We start from the raw sequence: 15,547 nt of genomic DNA on the forward strand, positions 1-15,547 counted from the left end.
TTCCTGTTGTGCTTTTCTATTTACGTTAAGGCGGTTTTTAGTAAGAGCCTGCTTCAGGTAGGGATGATTTGAATGAGATAAACTGGTTGGCTGTAGTTTTTGGGGACTCAAGCATTGGTAAATGCCCAATGTCTTTGATCAGCTGTAGTTGGGAGTTAATAATTTCTCTCGATAAGATTGTGCCTGCGCCAGGATGAAGTATTCTATCCTTATCGCCCCAGGTGATTAAAGTAGGCTTGGAAAACCCCTTTAATCTTCCCTCTAGTGGAGATGAAAATTTGATACTTCCATCTTTTATCTGATGAATATCTTTAAATATCTTTTGGTACAGTGAAAAGTTATTTTCAGCTATTTTTGATAGCTCTGATATTGCAAAGCCTGGTATAAAAGGTCTTTTGTGGAAAACATTATCTAATAGCGATTCATACTCCTCTCTGTTCTTGGACAGAATAACAGGTAATTCATCGCGTAAAATTTGCTCAAACATTGGACTGCTGGGTGAACTTTCCACTCCAAGAGGGTTTAAAAGCCATAAGCTATTTATCTTTTCTGGAAACTCTACAGCATAGTTTCCAGCTATGTATCCACCCATTGAATTGCCTGCAAGGTGAAAGTGCTCTAAACCCATTGCATTCACAAAGCTGTTCAGGCGTTGAGTTTGGGGTAGGACATCATAGTTTAAGTCTGGATCTTTAAAGCTCTCTCCAAATCCAGGTAAATCGGGTGCAATGATCTGAAAGTGTGGGGTTAAATATCTAGCTAAGCGAACCCAGTTATCTTTGTCAGCCCCGAAACCATGTAAGAGAACGAGCGGTGTACCTGACCCACCCTGCAAGTAGCTAATTTCCCCCTCTTCAATTTCAATTTTTTTGAGCTTTAGGCCCGATATTTTTCTTTCAGCAAAAGTTCCAAGAGTGAAAAGTGTATGGGTAATGGAAGTTAAATTCATTGTATTGGTTGTAGTGGTTATAATTACTTAACTGAAAAATCGATGTTGCTCAGTAGGATATTGATCATTCATTGATCAGCCCATTTGATTGATATCCACATTGGTTAGAAATTTTGAGTCAACGATTTAGTTGTTTGAAGTTTGTATAATCCTTCAATACTAACAGGGCTGTAAAGGCTATCAAATTGGAATGTATGATATGGACCTATTTTGGCACATAATATTTCCTCAAGAGAAGATGTTGGATTTCTGCTAACTTGCAGAGAAAGGATGCCGGGTTCAATAGATATGCTATGAGCATATTGCTAGGTTGCCATTGCCAGCCAGTGTTGTTTTTCGTGTCTAAAGCATTTAATTGCCAATCACTCTTTTTTAGATCAACATAATTGGATTGTCTAATGCTATCCATAACGCCACTGAGAGCAAGCTCAAAGAAAATAGCATTCCCTGTACTCTTTGGCTTCTATCATTAGTGGCGAATTTTGCGAGTGCACTTCCGAATACAATCCAGCAGAGGTGTGTTGATAGATTAAGGATAGTCATTAGTGCGATTAGTAATAGGATGGTTGTGGTGGGTTCGTACTGAAGGTTAGGCGCAAAGATAGAAAACATGGTAAATGTTATAATCCAGCCTTTAACGTTTAGAATTTGAATCAACATTCCATTCCATATTGAAATCTTCGGCGCTTCTCCCTGGCTCAGTGGCGACTTAGGTTTGGCGAAATGATAAGCGAGATAGATTAGATAGATTACACCGCCAACTTGAAGTGCTCTTAAGGCAAAAGGGTAGCTGGTTAACCAAGTCATTAAGCCAAAGCCAACTAAGAACCCTTTCACAATAAAAATAAAATCTATTCCGGCCATTAGTGGCAGTGACCTGCGGATACCCAAGCTTGCGCCGGCTGCAGCGAAGGTGATATTGGCAGGACCAGGGCTAAAGATCAGTGGAAACATAACAGCCATCCACGCGAGAACAAATTTCATACTCATAAGACGTACCTATGCCAAACATTCAGAAATTACCAGTTGAGGGTTGTAGAAACAGCTTTACTGGCGGTGAAGGATGAGTCTATAGAGAGGAGCTATTACTATCTTGTATAAAATTGCGCTATATCGATTTTAGATAACGCCCAGGCGTAATACCAAAAGTCTTCTTGAAGTTTCTACTCATATGGCTTTGATCAAAGAAACCACACTCAGTTGCTGCTGTGGCAGCATTTAGCCCTTGCTGTAGCAAAAGGCGGGCCTGATGAATTTTGTAAAGAACCAAAAATTGATGGGGAGCTATACCATAGTGCTTGCTAAAGCAGCGGATTAATTGGTATTGGCTCATTTCCGTGAGCTGACATAGTTGCTCAAGGGTTACGTTGTATTGCCAGTGATCACACAAATAGTTGCGGATTTTTATTGCGGCTGAGATATCTTTTGTATTTCGAGGGCTGAGGTTCTGGTCGCCATGATTGGCGAATAGCTTGGTAAGCGCCAACGTTAAAAGGCTATCTACGGCAAGCGGTAAGTGAGTACCATTCAGGCTGCAGTGAAGTTGAAAGAGTAGCTTGAAAAGCTCAGGATCATGAATAATAGGGCCCTTAAGGAAAGGCATCGGGGTTTTACCAGGGCTACTATGTTGCCGCAATATTTGTGTAACCAGCTTTGTATCAAAATAAAACATCCGGTAATGCCAGCCTTGCTCGCTACCGCTGTAACCTGTATGTATTTCACCGGGGTTAATGGCGACAATGTTCCCCTGGGGGATGATATTACTTTGCCCGCGATAATCTAATTTCTCCGCGCCTGCCTGGATAATGCCAATGGCTAATTCATCGTGCCAATGTTTATTAAAGGCAAAACTGCGAAAGTGTGCATGAAATAGTTCTATGCCACTGTGTTTTGGGCTACGCCAAATCGCCGAAAATTCCTTTTGCATCTATAGGTCTAATTCATCAGATCTTATTTATCAATACAGCTGTTTCAGCTGCGAGCATTACAAGATACAAAAAGAGGAAGAGCTGGGCAAAAAATCTATTAGTAGAGGGGAAAGCGGGAGGTAAGGCCGTGGAGTTATCCACGGCCAAGAGCAATAGTTATTGCCAGTTGAGGATCACTTTGCCGGACTCACCAGAGCCCATGGTGTCGAAGCCTTTCTGGAAATCGTCGATTGGGAACTGGTGGGTAATAATCGGGGTCAGGTCCAGACCGGATTGAATCAGGCTGGCCATCTTGTACCAGGTTTCGAACATTTCGCGGCCGTAGATCCCTTTTATGATCAAACCTTTGAAGATGACCTGGCTCCAGTCAATAGCCATTTCTCCGGCGGGAATACCGAGCATGGCGATCTTGCCACCGTGGTTCATTGCCTCGAGCATATCGCGGAAGGCAACGGGAACCCCGGACATTTCCAAGCCCACATCGAAGCCTTCGCTCATGCCCAATTCTGTCATCACATCTTTAAGGTTTTCCTTGGAGACATTCACGGAACGGGTGGCCCCCATCTTGCGGGCCAGATCCAGGCGATATTCGTTGATATCAGTGATGACCACATGGCGTGCGCCAACATGTTTGGCGACTGCTGCGGCCATAATGCCGATAGGACCGGCGCCGGTGATCAATACATCTTCGCCCACCAGATCGAAAGAGAGGGCGGTGTGTACGGCGTTACCGAGGGGGTCAAAAATGGAAGCCAGCTCATCGGAGATGTTGTCTGGAATTTTAAAAGCGTTTAATGCCGGGATTACCAAGTATTCGGCAAAAGCGCCCTGGCGGTCCACACCAACACCGTAAGTGTTACGGCAAAGGTGGCGGCGGCCGGCGCGGCAGTTACGGCAGTGGCCACAGGTGATATGCCCTTCGCCGGAAACGCGGTCGCCCACTTCAAAACCGGCAACTTCCTGGCCCATACCAACTACTTCACCCACATATTCGTGCCCCACTACCATGGGCACTGGGATGGTCTTTTGCGACCACTCATCCCAGTTATAAATATGCATGTCGGTGCCGCAGATGGCGGTTTTGTGAATTTTGATCAGCAGGTCGTTATGGCCCGGCTCGGGGATTTCCACATCGGTAAGCCAAATACCCACTTCAGACTTCAGTTTAGAAAGTGCTTTCATTGTCATTAAAACTACAAAAAGAAAGGCGCAGCACCATCTGGCAATAGGATTGATCCGTTGTTAGACAGCGCCGCGATTATTTGGGAATTAAATAATTTTCAGCTCGCGGCCCACTTCAATGAAGGCATCAATGCACTGATCGAGTTGCTCTTGAGTGTGCGCCGCAGACATCTGGGTGCGAATACGGGCTTGGCCTTTAGGTACTACAGGGTAGAAGAAGCCCACTACATAAATGCCGCGCTCCAGCATCTTGTCTGCCATTTTTTGAGCCAGAGCGGCATCGCCGATCATGACCGGAATAATTGGATGGTCGGCACCGACCAGGGTGAAGCCAGCTTCGGACATGCGCTTGCGGAAATACGCAGAGTTTTCGCGTAACCGCTCCCGCAGTTCACCACCTTCCATTAGCATATCGAGCACTTTCAGGGAGGCAGTGACAATAGCTGGGGCTACTGAGTTGGAGAACAGGTAGGGGCGAGAGCGCTGGCGCAGCAGATCGATAATTTCCTTGCGGCCAGAGGTGAAACCGCCGGAAGCACCGCCCAGGGCCTTGCCCAGAGTGCCAGTAATGATATCGATACGATTGATGACGTCACAGTATTCGTGGGTGCCGCGGCCGTGTTCACCGAGGAAGCCTACCGCGTGGGAGTCGTCGACCATCACCAGGGCATTGTAGCGGTCAGCCAGATCGCAAATCGCTTTTAGGTCGGCGATCACACCATCCATGGAGAAGACACCATCGGTGGCGATCAGCTTGGTTTTGGCGCCTTCGGCGTCAGCTGCCTGTAATTGTTTCTCCAACTCCGCCATATTGTTGTTGGCGTAGCGGTAGCGCTTGGCCTTACACAGACGAACGCCGTCAATAATTGAAGCGTGGTTCAGGGCATCGGAGATTATTGCATCCTCTGGACCCAGCAGGGTTTCGAAAAGGCCACCATTGGCATCAAAACAGGAGGTGTAGAGGATGGTGTCTTCGGTGTGTAGGAATTCTGACAGGCGCGATTCCAGTGCCTTGTGGATGTCCTGGGTACCACAGATAAAGCGCACTGAGGCCATACCGAAACCGTACTGGTCCAGGCCTTCTTTGGCGGCTTTGATCAGGTCCGGGTGATCGGCCAGGCCCAGGTAGTTATTGGCACAGAAGTTCAGTACCTGGGTGTCGTTGTTCACCTGTATCTCGGCGGCCTGCTGGGAGGTAATGATCCGCTCCCGCTTATAGAGGCCGTCGGCTTCAATTTGTTTTAGCTCGTTGCGCAGGTGCTCAAAGAATTGTTCTGGCTTGGACATGATATTGTTTTTAGCTCCTGTCGGGTGCTCGTGGCACTAGGTATCTGGCGCGAATCAAAATGGCGCCACTGGATTCTCGTTTATCCCGCCAGCTCGCAGGCCTTGTGGGCAGTGATTGGCTGCTCGCTGGCACGGCAGCTGGTGGCGAATTTTAAAGCTTCTTCCGCGGTGTCGAACAGTAGTTGCCACAACAATTGCCGATCGGCCCGTCTCACGGCTCTCACCGCGGTGCGGCTGCGTTGGTTGGCAATTTGAATTTCTATAACGTCTTTACTGGATAACGGTGATTCGGACATGGTCCCTCCAAGGGTAAAACTTTGGAGGGCTGACGTGGAAGCGGCGAAAGGGTATTCGCTAATCCGGTTGGATTGCTCTTGTAGAGCCCCATCCTCCCCGCAGGCTTTGGTGTGCCAGCAGAGAGAGAACCACCTTGCCCCGGTCGGCAGGTTGGCGTTGGCGTCAGCCACTCTCGTGATGTGCGAGCAAAGATAGCGGGGAGGGGATTGGCAGTCAACTGCACCGCCCACGATTGCAGGCGGTGCAGAAGTTTATGCCGGCAGTTGCACAGATTTCAGTTCGATAAACTCGCCGAGGCCGGCCTCGCCAAATTCGCGCCCGTTGCCAGAGCGCTTGTAGCCGCCAAAGGGTGCGTCGTAATTAAACTCGCCGCCATTGACGAAACATAGGCCTGCCTCGATGCGGCGCACCAGAGGCATGGCGCTCTCTGCATCTTTTGCCCAAACACCGCTGGATAGGCCGTATTCGGTGTCATTGGCGATGGTAATTGCCTCATCCATATCCTTGTAAGGGATCAGGCAGGTCACAGGGCCAAAGATCTCTTCGCGTGCGATGCTCATATCGTTGTGTACATCGGCAAATACCGTGGGCTTCACATAAAAGCCCTTCTCCAGCCCAGAGGGCACCTCGGCGCCGCCAGTGACCAGGCGTGCACCCTCGTCGATACCCTTCTGGATATAGCCGCGCACTATCTCGCGCTGGCGCGCGGAAGAGAGTGGGCCCATAAAGGCATTTTCATTGGTGCCCATGGCGATGTCTTCGGCCACCTGGCGGGCGATTTCTACCGCTTCGTCATAGCGTTCGGCAGGTACCAGCATACGGGTGAGAGCGGTACAGGTTTGGCCACTGTTGATAAACACATCTTCGCAGCCCCAGCGTACGGCGGCTTCCAGATCTGCATCGGGGGTGATAATCAGAGGGGACTTACCACCTAATTCCTGGGTTACGCGCTTCACCGTGGGCGCAGCGGCCTTGGCCACTTCCACACCGGCACGAGTGGAACCGGTGAAGGAGACCATATCGATACCGGGATGGGCAGAGAGCGCCGCACCCACTTCAGAGCCAGCACCAGGTACCAAGTTGAAGACGCCGGCGGGGACACCGGCCTCTTCAATAATTTCCGCCATCACAAAATCCTGCAGCGGCGTGATTTCAGCGGGTTTAGTGATCATGGTGCAGCCGGCGGCCAGGGCCGGAGCCACTTTGCCCACAAACTGGTGCAGAGGGTAGTTCCAGGGAGTGATAAAACCGCACACGCCCACGGGCTCGCGGAATAGAACGGAATGGCCGGCCTTCTCTGTTTTTTCCATTTCCGCGGTGCGCTCGGCGTAGTAGCGCATGGCATAGATAGGGCCATCCACATGCAACCAGCGGGTGATATGTTCGGGGCAGCCGAGTGTCTGGGACACGGCCTGAACCAGATCTTCCTTGCGTTTTTCCATACCGTCGGCAATGGCGTTGAGCAGTTCGCGGCGCATCTGTGCGGTGCTGTTGCGCCAGCTGTGGAAGGCTTGGCGCGCGGCTTCCACGGCGAGATCCACATCTTCGGCCGAGCCTTCGGCCACTTGGCAGATGAATTCTTCGGTGGCCGGGTTGATCACCGGGTGAGTCCCGGTACCCAGAGGCTCGCGCCATTCGCCGTTAATAAACAGCTTGCCCGTGGGCAGTTTGCTGAGATCTGTCATGTCACGCTTCCATTTGTTCTGCGCCTGAAGGCGCGCTGATTTCGATCAGGGTTGGGGTCTGGCGGCCCAGGGCATCGGCTACTGCTTGCGCCAATTGGCCGGGCTGGTCGATACGACAGCCCTCGGCTCCAAAGGCCTTGGCCAGGGCAACAAAATCCGGGGTGCTCAGGTTTACACCTTCCTGCGGCACTTCCGCCGCATCCATAAAGTCGCGGATTTCGCCGTAGCCGGCGTTATTCCATACCAGGATGGGCAGAGGTAAACGTTGCTCAACAGCCACCGCCAATTCGCCCAGGGTAAACATCAGGCCGCCATCGCCGATCAGGGCGATCACATCCCGCTCGCTAGAGAGCTTGGCGCCAACTGCCGCAGGCAGGGCGAAGCCCAGGGTGCCATAACCGGTAGTGCAGGTCACATGGCTACGCGGATGATATAGGGGCAGGGCGTGGTTAGTGTTATAGGCCAGCTGGGTGGAGTCTGTCACCAGGATACCGTTTTCCGGCAGGGCTTCGCGCAGGGCCTCAACCCAGGGGAAGCGTTGTTCGGAGCCATCCCACCATTCTTTGCGGCAGTCTTTTAGTAACTGGGCAACCTCTTTTTCAGAACGTCCGCCTGCTGTTGCATCGCGTTGGATCAGGGCGGCTTCCAATTGCTGCAGGCTCTCTTTGGCGTCAGCACAGATCGCCAGATCCGGTTGGGCGTTGCATACCAGCTGTGCAGCATCTATATCGATACGAATCAGTTTGCCGGAGAAGGCGTAATCGTCCCGCACCAGGTTGCGATCGGTTTCAGAGAGTTCGGTGCCCGCGGCCAGCACCACATCCGCATTCTCCACGCGGTTGCGTACACAATCGAAACTCAGGTTGGCACCGCCACACAGTGGATGGCGTTCATCTACAACGCCTTTGGCGGCCAGAGACAGAAATACCGGGGCAGCAATTTTTTCAGCAATTTGGGTAGCCGCTTCGCCGGCGCTCTGGGCACCGCCGCCGAGGAGGATGACCGGGCGCTGGGCGGATTGCAGCCATTCGGCGGCCGTGGCGATAGCAGCGCTATTTGCCGCCGGGGCCATAGCGGCTGGTGCAGCTTTGTAGTCTTCCAGCTGGCCGGGCATGGGAGCCGGGAACAGGTCGATGGGGATTTCGATATGCACAGGCCCCGGGCGGCTGGACTGTAGCAGCTGGAATGCCCGTGCCATCACCTCTGGTAATTGCTCAGCCTGGCTGAGCGTGTGCTGCCAGATACAGAAGCCGCGGCTGGCATCACTCTGTTGCGGCAGTTCATGCAGGCGGCCGCGGCCCATGCCCAGGTCTTCGCGGCGATTGATTGCGGAGATCACCAGCATGGGAATCGAATCGGAATAGGCTTGCGCCATGGCGGTGGCGGCGTTGGTGAGACCGGGGCCGGTGATCAGGAAGCAGACACCAATCTTGCCACTGGCACGGGCATAGCCATCCGCCATAAAGGCGGCACCCTGTTCGTGGCGCGGAGTGATATGCATCAGGTCACTGCCGGGCAGACCTCGGTACAGTTCGATGGTGTGGACACCGGGGATGCCGAAGACTTTTTCCACTTGGTAGTCGCGCAGCAGGCGCATGAGCACCTGGGCGCATGTGGGCGCAGAGGACATAGCCACCATTTTCCTTATTTGTGTAAAAATGCCGTGAGCCTAGCGGCCCACTAAAAAGCACGCAAGCGCCCGCAGAGTCTGCACCTGCGAGGGGAAATACGCAGGAAAATTGAGATTCGTCCCGTGTCGCGACAGGAAACTTGGCCCCCGAGCCGTAAGATTCCTTGTGTAAAGGGAGTTGCGATACAAGAGGATTTGTCGCGTAGCTGGAATAAAAATCGCTTTGCTTCAGCTGGCTGGATATATTTTGAGCTTGAATAACTTAGGAAGTAGCACCATGGAAATCGATCAATGGCGTCGTGAATACCTGCTTGGCGGTTTGCGCCGTTCGGAGTTAAAAGCCACCCCGGTGGAGCAGTTTCGCGAATGGCTTGAGGAGGCTCTGGCGGCCAAACTTTCTGACCCTAGTGCCATGTGTCTGGCCACGGCCGATAGCAGCGGCCAGCCCTCCCAGCGCATTGTATTGCTAAAAGGTTTTGACGAGCGCGGCTTTGTTTTTTACACAAACCTGCAAAGCAAAAAAGCGCATGATATGGAGAAGAACCCGCAGGTATCCCTGCTGTTCCCCTGGCATAGCCTGGAGCGCCAGGTCATTGTTAACGGCAATGTGGAGTCGGTGACGCGTGAGGATGCCGAGCAGTATTTCCAGTCCCGCCCACTGGAAAGCCAGCTGGCCTCCTGGGCCTCGCGCCAGAGCCAGCCACTGTCATCCCGTGAGGAACTGCAAAAACAGTTTGACCAAGAAAAGGCGCGCTTTGCAGATGGACAAGTACCGCTGCCAGATTTTTGGGGCGGTTATCGGGTAGTGCCACACGCGGTGGAATTTTGGCAGGGTGGTGCCAATCGCCTGCACGATCGCTTTATTTACCGCGCCGATGATAGCGGTTTGTGGACGCTGGATCGTCTGTCTCCCTAGTGGCCGCAGAATTTTAGCTAAAGTGTGGCGTGGAAAATTTGAGCGGGGTTATGACTCCGCTTTTTGCTTTGATTTTTATCATTTTACATTCAGGCAAAATAGAAAAGGGTAATGAATATTTGCCAAATTAAAAAAGCTTACCCATTAAAATGTCATTTTAAGGCTGCAGGTTAAATAGATGTTTTATTCTAGAAACACTGCATTTATTAGTAGGGCGGGTCAGGCCTTTTTTTCGCCTTCGCGATTGAGAAAGTCCAAGCCTTTGATGAGAGCCTCAACCCGGCTTTCGACAAAACAATCCTCGTCCATCCAATCCCGGATATGTAATTTCTCCAACCTGTCCAGTGTTGGCTCATTGGGGCAGTACAGATAGACTTTGCAGCCTAAACTAATGGCATCACGCATGGTATTTTCCAGTGCCAATGCCGCTGTTGTATCAATCATGGGTACTGTACTTAAATCCATAATGATGACTTTAAATTTACCCACTGCGGCTTGCTGGCGAGTAATGGCCTTGGATACCCCAAACAACATTGGGCCCGATAAAAAGAAAAACAGGATCTGTCCTTTTGACTGCCGCAGCATCTCCCGTTCCCGCCGGTTGAGAGGATCGCCTTCCTCGATACCGGAAATCGCTTTAACACTTTTTTCCTGAATACGGCTGAGCCGCTCAATGGTGATGATATTGACAAGGAATACACCAATGGCCACGGCGTAAATCAAGCCCACAAACACGGTCATCAACAGAACGCTGTACATAATAAAGGTTGGGAATATTGCCACCTGATGATGGTGAACGCGTCGGATATAACTCCAGTCGAGAATATTAATGCCGACGAATACCGCGATACCGGCTAATACCGCCATAGGAATCGGTTGCGTCAGGGGGGCAAACCAGAGCACCACCAGCAGTAGGATCAGCGCACGCACTATACCGGCCAGAGGAGAACGCGCCCCTACCTGAATATTCACCACGGTCCCCATAGTGGAACCCGCGCCGGGCAGGCCGCCAAACAAACCGGATACGGTGTTAGCGATGCCCTGGCCGATCAATTCCCGGCTGGGGTTGTGCTCCCTGCGCGTCAGGCTGTCCGCTATCACTGCAGTTAGCAGGGTATCGAGACAGCCCAGAGTGCCGAGCACCAACGCCTCAATCAGCATGGTGGACAACATATCAAAGGTGATGTCGGGCAAAATCAGGGAAGGCAAGCCGCTGGGAATTTCGCCGATACGCCGGATCTCTTCGTTGTCGAACAACACCATGGAAAGCAAGGTAATGGCGACTAGTGCCACCAGTTGGGGTGGAACCAGCTGTTTGAGTTTCTTTGGTAAAAAAAACAGCATTCCGAGGGTGAGTAAACCGAGGAAGAGTTCCCCATAGTGGGTATTTCTGACTAGCTCCGGCAATTCCTGTACGGTTTCCATCGGCCCGCCAGCGGGCGTGGGTTGGCCGAGTAACGGACCAATCTGCAAAATTACCAGAATAATACCCACCCCGGACATAAATCCTGAGACCACGCTGTAGGGCATCAAGACAATATATTTGCCGAGCTTTAACGCCCCCAAAGCAATTTGAAAAATGCCCGCCATGATGACCACGGTAAAGGCCATTGCCAGTCCCTGGTCGGGGTGCTCTGCCATCATGGTGGTGATCACCGCAGCCATTACTACTGTCATGGCACCGGTAGGCTCAGAGATTAAGGTTCGGGTACCCCCAAACAAGGAGGCAAATAGCCCGATCAGAATCGCCCCCCACAGCCCCGCACTGGCTCCTGCCCCAGAAGCAACCCCAAACGCCAGTGCCATGGGTAGCGAAACCACGGCTGTGGTGACTCCACCAAAGAGATCCCCTTTGAGGTTCACTCCCTCAAATCTACCCGTCAACAAGGCCGTGCCTCTTCGTGGATTTCGAATGACTCTAAGGATATGGCAGTTATGTGGAACTGCCAGAAGGAGGGTTGTTCTACGGCCAGTCTATTTGTGTGGTTTTCAGCACTTGCCTTTCGTGTGCTTGCACTCTCTGGCTATTTTTGTGCAGGGACGCTTAGAATATCGCGCCAACCAGATTGCGGGAAATACTGTATAAAAACCCGTTGGTACGACTGTGCTTGATCAAGTTTTGAGAAAAATAGGTAGGGGGATTTATGGCCATTATTGGTATTGACCTGGGTACCACCAATAGCGCCTGTGGGGTTTTAACGGAAGATGGCGTGAAGCTGATTCCCAATCGTCTGGGAGAGGCCTTGACCCCATCGGTGGTTGGTTTGGATGACACTGGCAAGCTAGTGGTGGGGAAAACCGCAAAAGAGCGCCTGATCAATCACAGTGATACCACCGTTGCCGCCTTTAAACGCCTGATGGGCACCGATCATCAAGTCAAACTGGGTCGCCAGCAATTTACCGCTACCGAACTTTCCGCCTTGGTACTGCGCTCTCTCAAAGAGGATGCAGAGGCTTTCCTGGGGGAAGAGGTCAGCGAAGCGGTAATCAGTGTGCCCGCCTACTTTAACGATAACCAGCGCCAGGCGACAAAATTGGCTGGAGAGCTGGCAGGCCTCAAGGTAGAGCGCCTGATCAACGAGCCTACTGCTGCGGCAATTGCCTACGGCCTGCACGATAAGCGGGAGGGGAATTTCCTGGTGCTAGACCTGGGTGGTGGTACCTTCGATGTCTCCATCCTGGAATTCTTCGATGGCATTATGGAAGTACATGCCAGTGCCGGGGATAACTACCTGGGCGGTGAGGATTTTGTCGAGGCAATGATCGACAGTGTTCTGGAAGAATTGCAGCTGAAAAAATCTTCCCTGAAACCGCGCGAACTGCAGAATCTGTATATGCAGCTGGAAACGGCCAAGCGCCGTATCAGCCAGCAGGCAGAGCAGTTACTTAAATTAAACCTCGGTGGGCGTGCACTCGAATGGAAAGCGACTCCCGAATGGTTTGAGAAACTCAGCACTCCGTTGCTGCTGCGAGCCAAGCGCCCGATTGAGCGCGCTATGCGCGATGCCGATTTGCCACCTGCTAAAATTGACGAAGTGGTATTGGTGGGTGGCTCCACCCGTCTGGCCCTGTTCCGCTCTATGGTGGGACGTATGTTTGGCCGCTTACCCTCCTGCCACCTGGACCCGGATACTGTTGTCGCCATGGGAGCGGCTATTCAAGCCGGGCTCAAGGAAAAAAATTCCGCGTTGGATGATATCGTCCTCACCGATGTATGCCCCTACACCCTGGGTACCGGCATAGTGAATGAAGACAGCCCGCAGCTGGGCAATTACTTCCTGCCGATTATTGAGCGCAACACCGTGGTACCTGTGAGTATCGTGCGCAGCGTCTGCACTGCCCGCGATGATCAGGACGAGGTCTGTATCGATATTTATCAGGGAGAAAATCGCCTGGTAAAGAAAAATGTTTATCTGGGCGAGCTCACGGTGCCGGTACCCAAGAAACCCCGGGGCGAGGAAGTGGTGGAAGTGCGCTATAGCTATGATATGAACGGTTTGCTGGAAGTGGATGTCACCGTCGTTTCCACCGGTAAAACATTTAATAAGTTAGTGGAATTTACGCCGGGCGCCCTGAATGAACAGGATAAAGCCCAAGCGTTGGAAAAACTGGCCAAGCTCAAATTTCATCCCCGTGAAGATGAGGAAAACCGGGCGCTGCTCGCCCGTGGTGAACGCTTGTATGAAGCGAGCCTCGGCGAGCAGCGCGATTATATAGCTAAATTGCTCGCCAGCTTCGATCGGGTTTTGGATAAACAAAACCTGGTGGAGATTGGCAAGGCGCGTGCCGAACTCACGGAGATTTTCGATAAGCTCGACGGTGAGGACTGGATTTAATGAGTCCTTGGGAGATACTCGAACTAGAGCCCTGTGATGATGCGCGGGCGATCAAGCGCGCCTACGCAAAAAAACTGAAGCAAACCCGCCCGGATGAAAAGCCTGAAGAGTTTCAGCAGTTACACAGCGCCTATAAATGGGCGCTGAAAGCCGCCGAGGAGCTTAAAGAAGAGAAAAAGGAAAGTGAGGAACTGCAAAGTAACGAGGTGCTTGCGGAAGTTGCCAGTGTTGAGCAGGCTGCACTTTCACCAGAGGCCGCGCAATTACAAGGGCAAGCAGAGTCGCAGGTTCAGCAAGGTAGCGAGCCGAATCATCAAGACCACCCCCCAGTCTCTACAGAAGCTATTGAGCAAGCTCTATCAGAAGTCTCTCTTGACCTGAACCAAGTCCAGGACCAGGAACCTGGGGTTGAGAGACAGCAGGGGACCTCTACAGAGAAACATGCTGAAGAGCAGCATTCTGAAGGTAAGAATGCACAAGAAGATAATGTGCAAGAAAATCCTATTGAAGAGGATGACACTGAACAAGACCCACAGCGAACATTGCGAATTGGCGAGTACCATCGGGTGTTGGAGCAAGTGGATAGGCTGCTGCAAGAACCCAGTAACTTCGATGTAAAAGAAAATTGGCGTTTTCTCACCGATACGCCTTATATGCTCGATGAGGAATATAATTGGAATCTGGGCCTCTCAATCTTCAAACGTTTTGCCAGAATAAATTTGCAGGCCAGTGAAGCTACCTCTAAAGGTAAAAAACAAGTTCAGATTTCTAACAATATTCTTCAGTACTGCAATAGTTTGTTCGACTGGGATGGTAATGCCTCCTATTTATACGGCGCCTTGGACGAGTCCCTTTGTGATTGCATTTTTAATTCGCTGCACAGCGAAGAAGTAACTGTAGACCCCGCCCAAGGGCTTAGAGGTGGGCGCAAGCTGATCCGGCAGAAAATCACCCAGCCGGAAGAAACCTATGATCAATACTACTTTGGCCACTTGCTGGCCCGAGGCGTTGCTGTCTTACTGGATTTATTGTTGTTGTACGTCGTGGTTGGCTTTATCGCCTCGATTGTGATGATGAAGGTATACGATATGCCAGAAGGCGCCGCCACAACCATGGCGCTGGGGATCTGTTGCCTGGCCTATCTATTGATGGCCTGGATTGCAGAGAGCTCCCGCTTTCAGGCGACGCCGGGTAAATATCTGATGGGTTATAAGGTCACCAACAAAAAATTTGAGCGAATAGGCTATGGCCACGGCCTTTGGCGCCTACTGAGTTTCACCCTCACCCTACCGTTGGGCAAGATCGGTTGGTTGATTAACTGTTTCTTAGGCGGAAACCTGATGCACGACCGCCTCAGCTCAAGTCATGTCATCAACATGCGTAAATCCCGCGAGGAGTATTTGCGAAGATTGCGGGGGGAGGAGTGATGACTGTAGTCTCAAAAGAAAATGTCGAGCACTACTTCTGGGGAAAGGGCTGCGATGGCTGGCACTTGGTACGAACCGATTCTCTCAATGTGATTCAGGAGAGAGTGCCTCCTGGCTGCTCAGAAGTTCGACACCTGCACCGGCAATCTGAACAGTTTTTCTTTGCACTACAAGGCGCGGCCACGATTGAACGAGGTGGTGAAGAGTATTTGCTCTCTCCCGACCAAGGTTTGCATATAGCCGCTGGGATTCCTCATCAGCTGTTCAATAAGGCCTCCATAGATTTGGTTTTTATCGTTACTTCAACGCAGCCTAGCCATGGGGATCGGGTGGAGTTGTAGAGCAAATTTATTAGTGCAATAAAGACTTGATTAGCTGCTTGCTCATTTTTAAGCAGTTTTGCTTTTCTA

General features: G+C 51.5%; 13 protein-coding genes and 1 riboswitch. Of the genes, 4 read left to right on the top strand and 9 right to left on the bottom strand.

Going from position 1 to position 15,547, the window contains the following annotated elements; all coding sequences use genetic code 11:
- Positions 1-37: 37 nt before the first annotated feature.
- The 8 genes from ACJJJA_RS08370 to ACJJJA_RS08405 form a co-directional block, all read right to left on the bottom strand.
- Positions 38-949, bottom strand: coding sequence for an alpha/beta fold hydrolase (locus tag ACJJJA_RS08370; protein ID WP_444885569.1), 912 nt, complete (start codon positions 947-949; stop codon positions 38-40).
- Between the two features lie 372 nt (positions 950-1,321).
- On the bottom strand, positions 1,322-1,939 hold the full coding sequence (locus ACJJJA_RS08375; RefSeq protein WP_444885568.1) for a LysE family translocator: 618 nt from the start codon (positions 1,937-1,939) through the stop codon (positions 1,322-1,324).
- Positions 1,940-2,057: 118 nt separating this feature from the next.
- Positions 2,058-2,876 carry an AraC family transcriptional regulator gene (locus tag ACJJJA_RS08380; RefSeq protein WP_444904293.1) on the bottom strand — a complete coding sequence of 273 codons (819 nt, stop codon included), beginning with the start codon at positions 2,874-2,876 and terminating at the stop codon, positions 2,058-2,060.
- A 157-nt stretch (positions 2,877-3,033) separates the two neighbouring features.
- Positions 3,034-4,059, bottom strand: a complete 1,026-nt coding sequence (tdh, locus tag ACJJJA_RS08385) for an L-threonine 3-dehydrogenase, zinc-binding type (RefSeq protein WP_444904294.1) — start codon at positions 4,057-4,059, stop codon at positions 3,034-3,036.
- Positions 4,060-4,146: 87 nt separating this feature from the next.
- On the bottom strand, positions 4,147-5,346 hold the full coding sequence (locus ACJJJA_RS08390; protein ID WP_444904295.1) for a glycine C-acetyltransferase: 1,200 nt from the start codon (positions 5,344-5,346) through the stop codon (positions 4,147-4,149).
- Positions 5,347-5,426: 80 nt separating this feature from the next.
- Positions 5,427-5,642, bottom strand: coding sequence for a hypothetical protein (locus tag ACJJJA_RS08395; RefSeq protein ID WP_152454298.1), 216 nt, complete (start codon positions 5,640-5,642; stop codon positions 5,427-5,429).
- A 58-nt stretch (positions 5,643-5,700) separates the two neighbouring features.
- A riboswitch (SAM-I-IV-variant riboswitch) is annotated at positions 5,701-5,829 on the bottom strand.
- Positions 5,830-5,894: 65 nt separating this feature from the next.
- A complete protein-coding gene (locus ACJJJA_RS08400; RefSeq protein ID WP_444904296.1) occupies positions 5,895-7,328 on the bottom strand; it encodes an aldehyde dehydrogenase family protein in 1,434 nt (477 codons plus the stop codon).
- Position 7,329: 1 nt separating this feature from the next.
- Positions 7,330-8,958, bottom strand: a complete 1,629-nt coding sequence (locus ACJJJA_RS08405; RefSeq protein WP_444904297.1) for a 5-guanidino-2-oxopentanoate decarboxylase — start codon at positions 8,956-8,958, stop codon at positions 7,330-7,332.
- Positions 8,959-9,235: 277 nt separating this feature from the next.
- Between ACJJJA_RS08405 and pdxH the strand changes: the two genes are divergently transcribed.
- Positions 9,236-9,874 (top strand): pyridoxamine 5'-phosphate oxidase, encoded by a 639-nt coding sequence (pdxH, locus tag ACJJJA_RS08410; protein WP_444904298.1) that lies wholly within the window; start codon positions 9,236-9,238, stop codon positions 9,872-9,874.
- Between the two features lie 219 nt (positions 9,875-10,093).
- On the opposite strand, the gene ACJJJA_RS08415 is transcribed toward pdxH, so the two are convergent.
- Positions 10,094-11,758: a SulP family inorganic anion transporter gene (locus ACJJJA_RS08415; protein ID WP_444904299.1), complete on the bottom strand. Its 1,665-nt coding sequence runs from the start codon at positions 11,756-11,758 to the stop codon at positions 10,094-10,096.
- A 260-nt stretch (positions 11,759-12,018) separates the two neighbouring features.
- Between ACJJJA_RS08415 and ACJJJA_RS08420 the strand changes: the two genes are divergently transcribed.
- The 3 genes from ACJJJA_RS08420 to ACJJJA_RS08430 are packed head-to-tail and all read left to right on the top strand — an operon-like array spanning position 12,019 to position 15,478.
- Entirely contained in the window at positions 12,019-13,710 is a 1,692-nt protein-coding gene (locus tag ACJJJA_RS08420; protein WP_444904300.1) for an Hsp70 family protein, read from the top strand.
- Positions 13,710-15,137, top strand: a complete 1,428-nt coding sequence (locus ACJJJA_RS08425; protein ID WP_444904301.1) for an RDD family protein — start codon at positions 13,710-13,712, stop codon at positions 15,135-15,137. Before ACJJJA_RS08420 ends, ACJJJA_RS08425 begins: the two co-directional genes overlap by 1 nt.
- Entirely contained in the window at positions 15,137-15,478 is a 342-nt protein-coding gene (locus ACJJJA_RS08430) for a cupin domain-containing protein (RefSeq protein WP_444904302.1), read from the top strand. The genes ACJJJA_RS08425 and ACJJJA_RS08430 overlap by 1 nt, the downstream gene beginning before the upstream one ends.
- Positions 15,479-15,547: the final 69 nt, after the last annotated feature.

Source organism: Microbulbifer mixtoriginis (SeqCode) (genome assembly GCF_052466865.1).

Coding starts and splice junctions, on each gene's coding strand:
- ACJJJA_RS08405 (WP_444904297.1), bottom strand. CDS start 8,958: ATGTCCTCTGCGCCCACATGCGCCCAGGTGCTCATGCGCCTGCTGCGC.
- ACJJJA_RS08430 (WP_444904302.1), top strand. CDS start 15,137: ATGACTGTAGTCTCAAAAGAAAATGTCGAGCACTACTTCTGGGGAAAG.
- ACJJJA_RS08390 (WP_444904295.1), bottom strand. CDS start 5,346: ATGTCCAAGCCAGAACAATTCTTTGAGCACCTGCGCAACGAGCTAAAA.
- ACJJJA_RS08380 (WP_444904293.1), bottom strand. CDS start 2,876: ATGCAAAAGGAATTTTCGGCGATTTGGCGTAGCCCAAAACACAGTGGC.
- ACJJJA_RS08425 (WP_444904301.1), top strand. CDS start 13,710: ATGAGTCCTTGGGAGATACTCGAACTAGAGCCCTGTGATGATGCGCGG.
- ACJJJA_RS08420 (WP_444904300.1), top strand. CDS start 12,019: ATGGCCATTATTGGTATTGACCTGGGTACCACCAATAGCGCCTGTGGG.
- ACJJJA_RS08395 (WP_152454298.1), bottom strand. CDS start 5,642: ATGTCCGAATCACCGTTATCCAGTAAAGACGTTATAGAAATTCAAATT.
- tdh (WP_444904294.1), bottom strand. CDS start 4,059: ATGAAAGCACTTTCTAAACTGAAGTCTGAAGTGGGTATTTGGCTTACC.
- pdxH (WP_444904298.1), top strand. CDS start 9,236: ATGGAAATCGATCAATGGCGTCGTGAATACCTGCTTGGCGGTTTGCGC.
- ACJJJA_RS08400 (WP_444904296.1), bottom strand. CDS start 7,328: ATGACAGATCTCAGCAAACTGCCCACGGGCAAGCTGTTTATTAACGGC.
- ACJJJA_RS08375 (WP_444885568.1), bottom strand. CDS start 1,939: ATGAGTATGAAATTTGTTCTCGCGTGGATGGCTGTTATGTTTCCACTG.
- ACJJJA_RS08370 (WP_444885569.1), bottom strand. CDS start 949: ATGAATTTAACTTCCATTACCCATACACTTTTCACTCTTGGAACTTTT.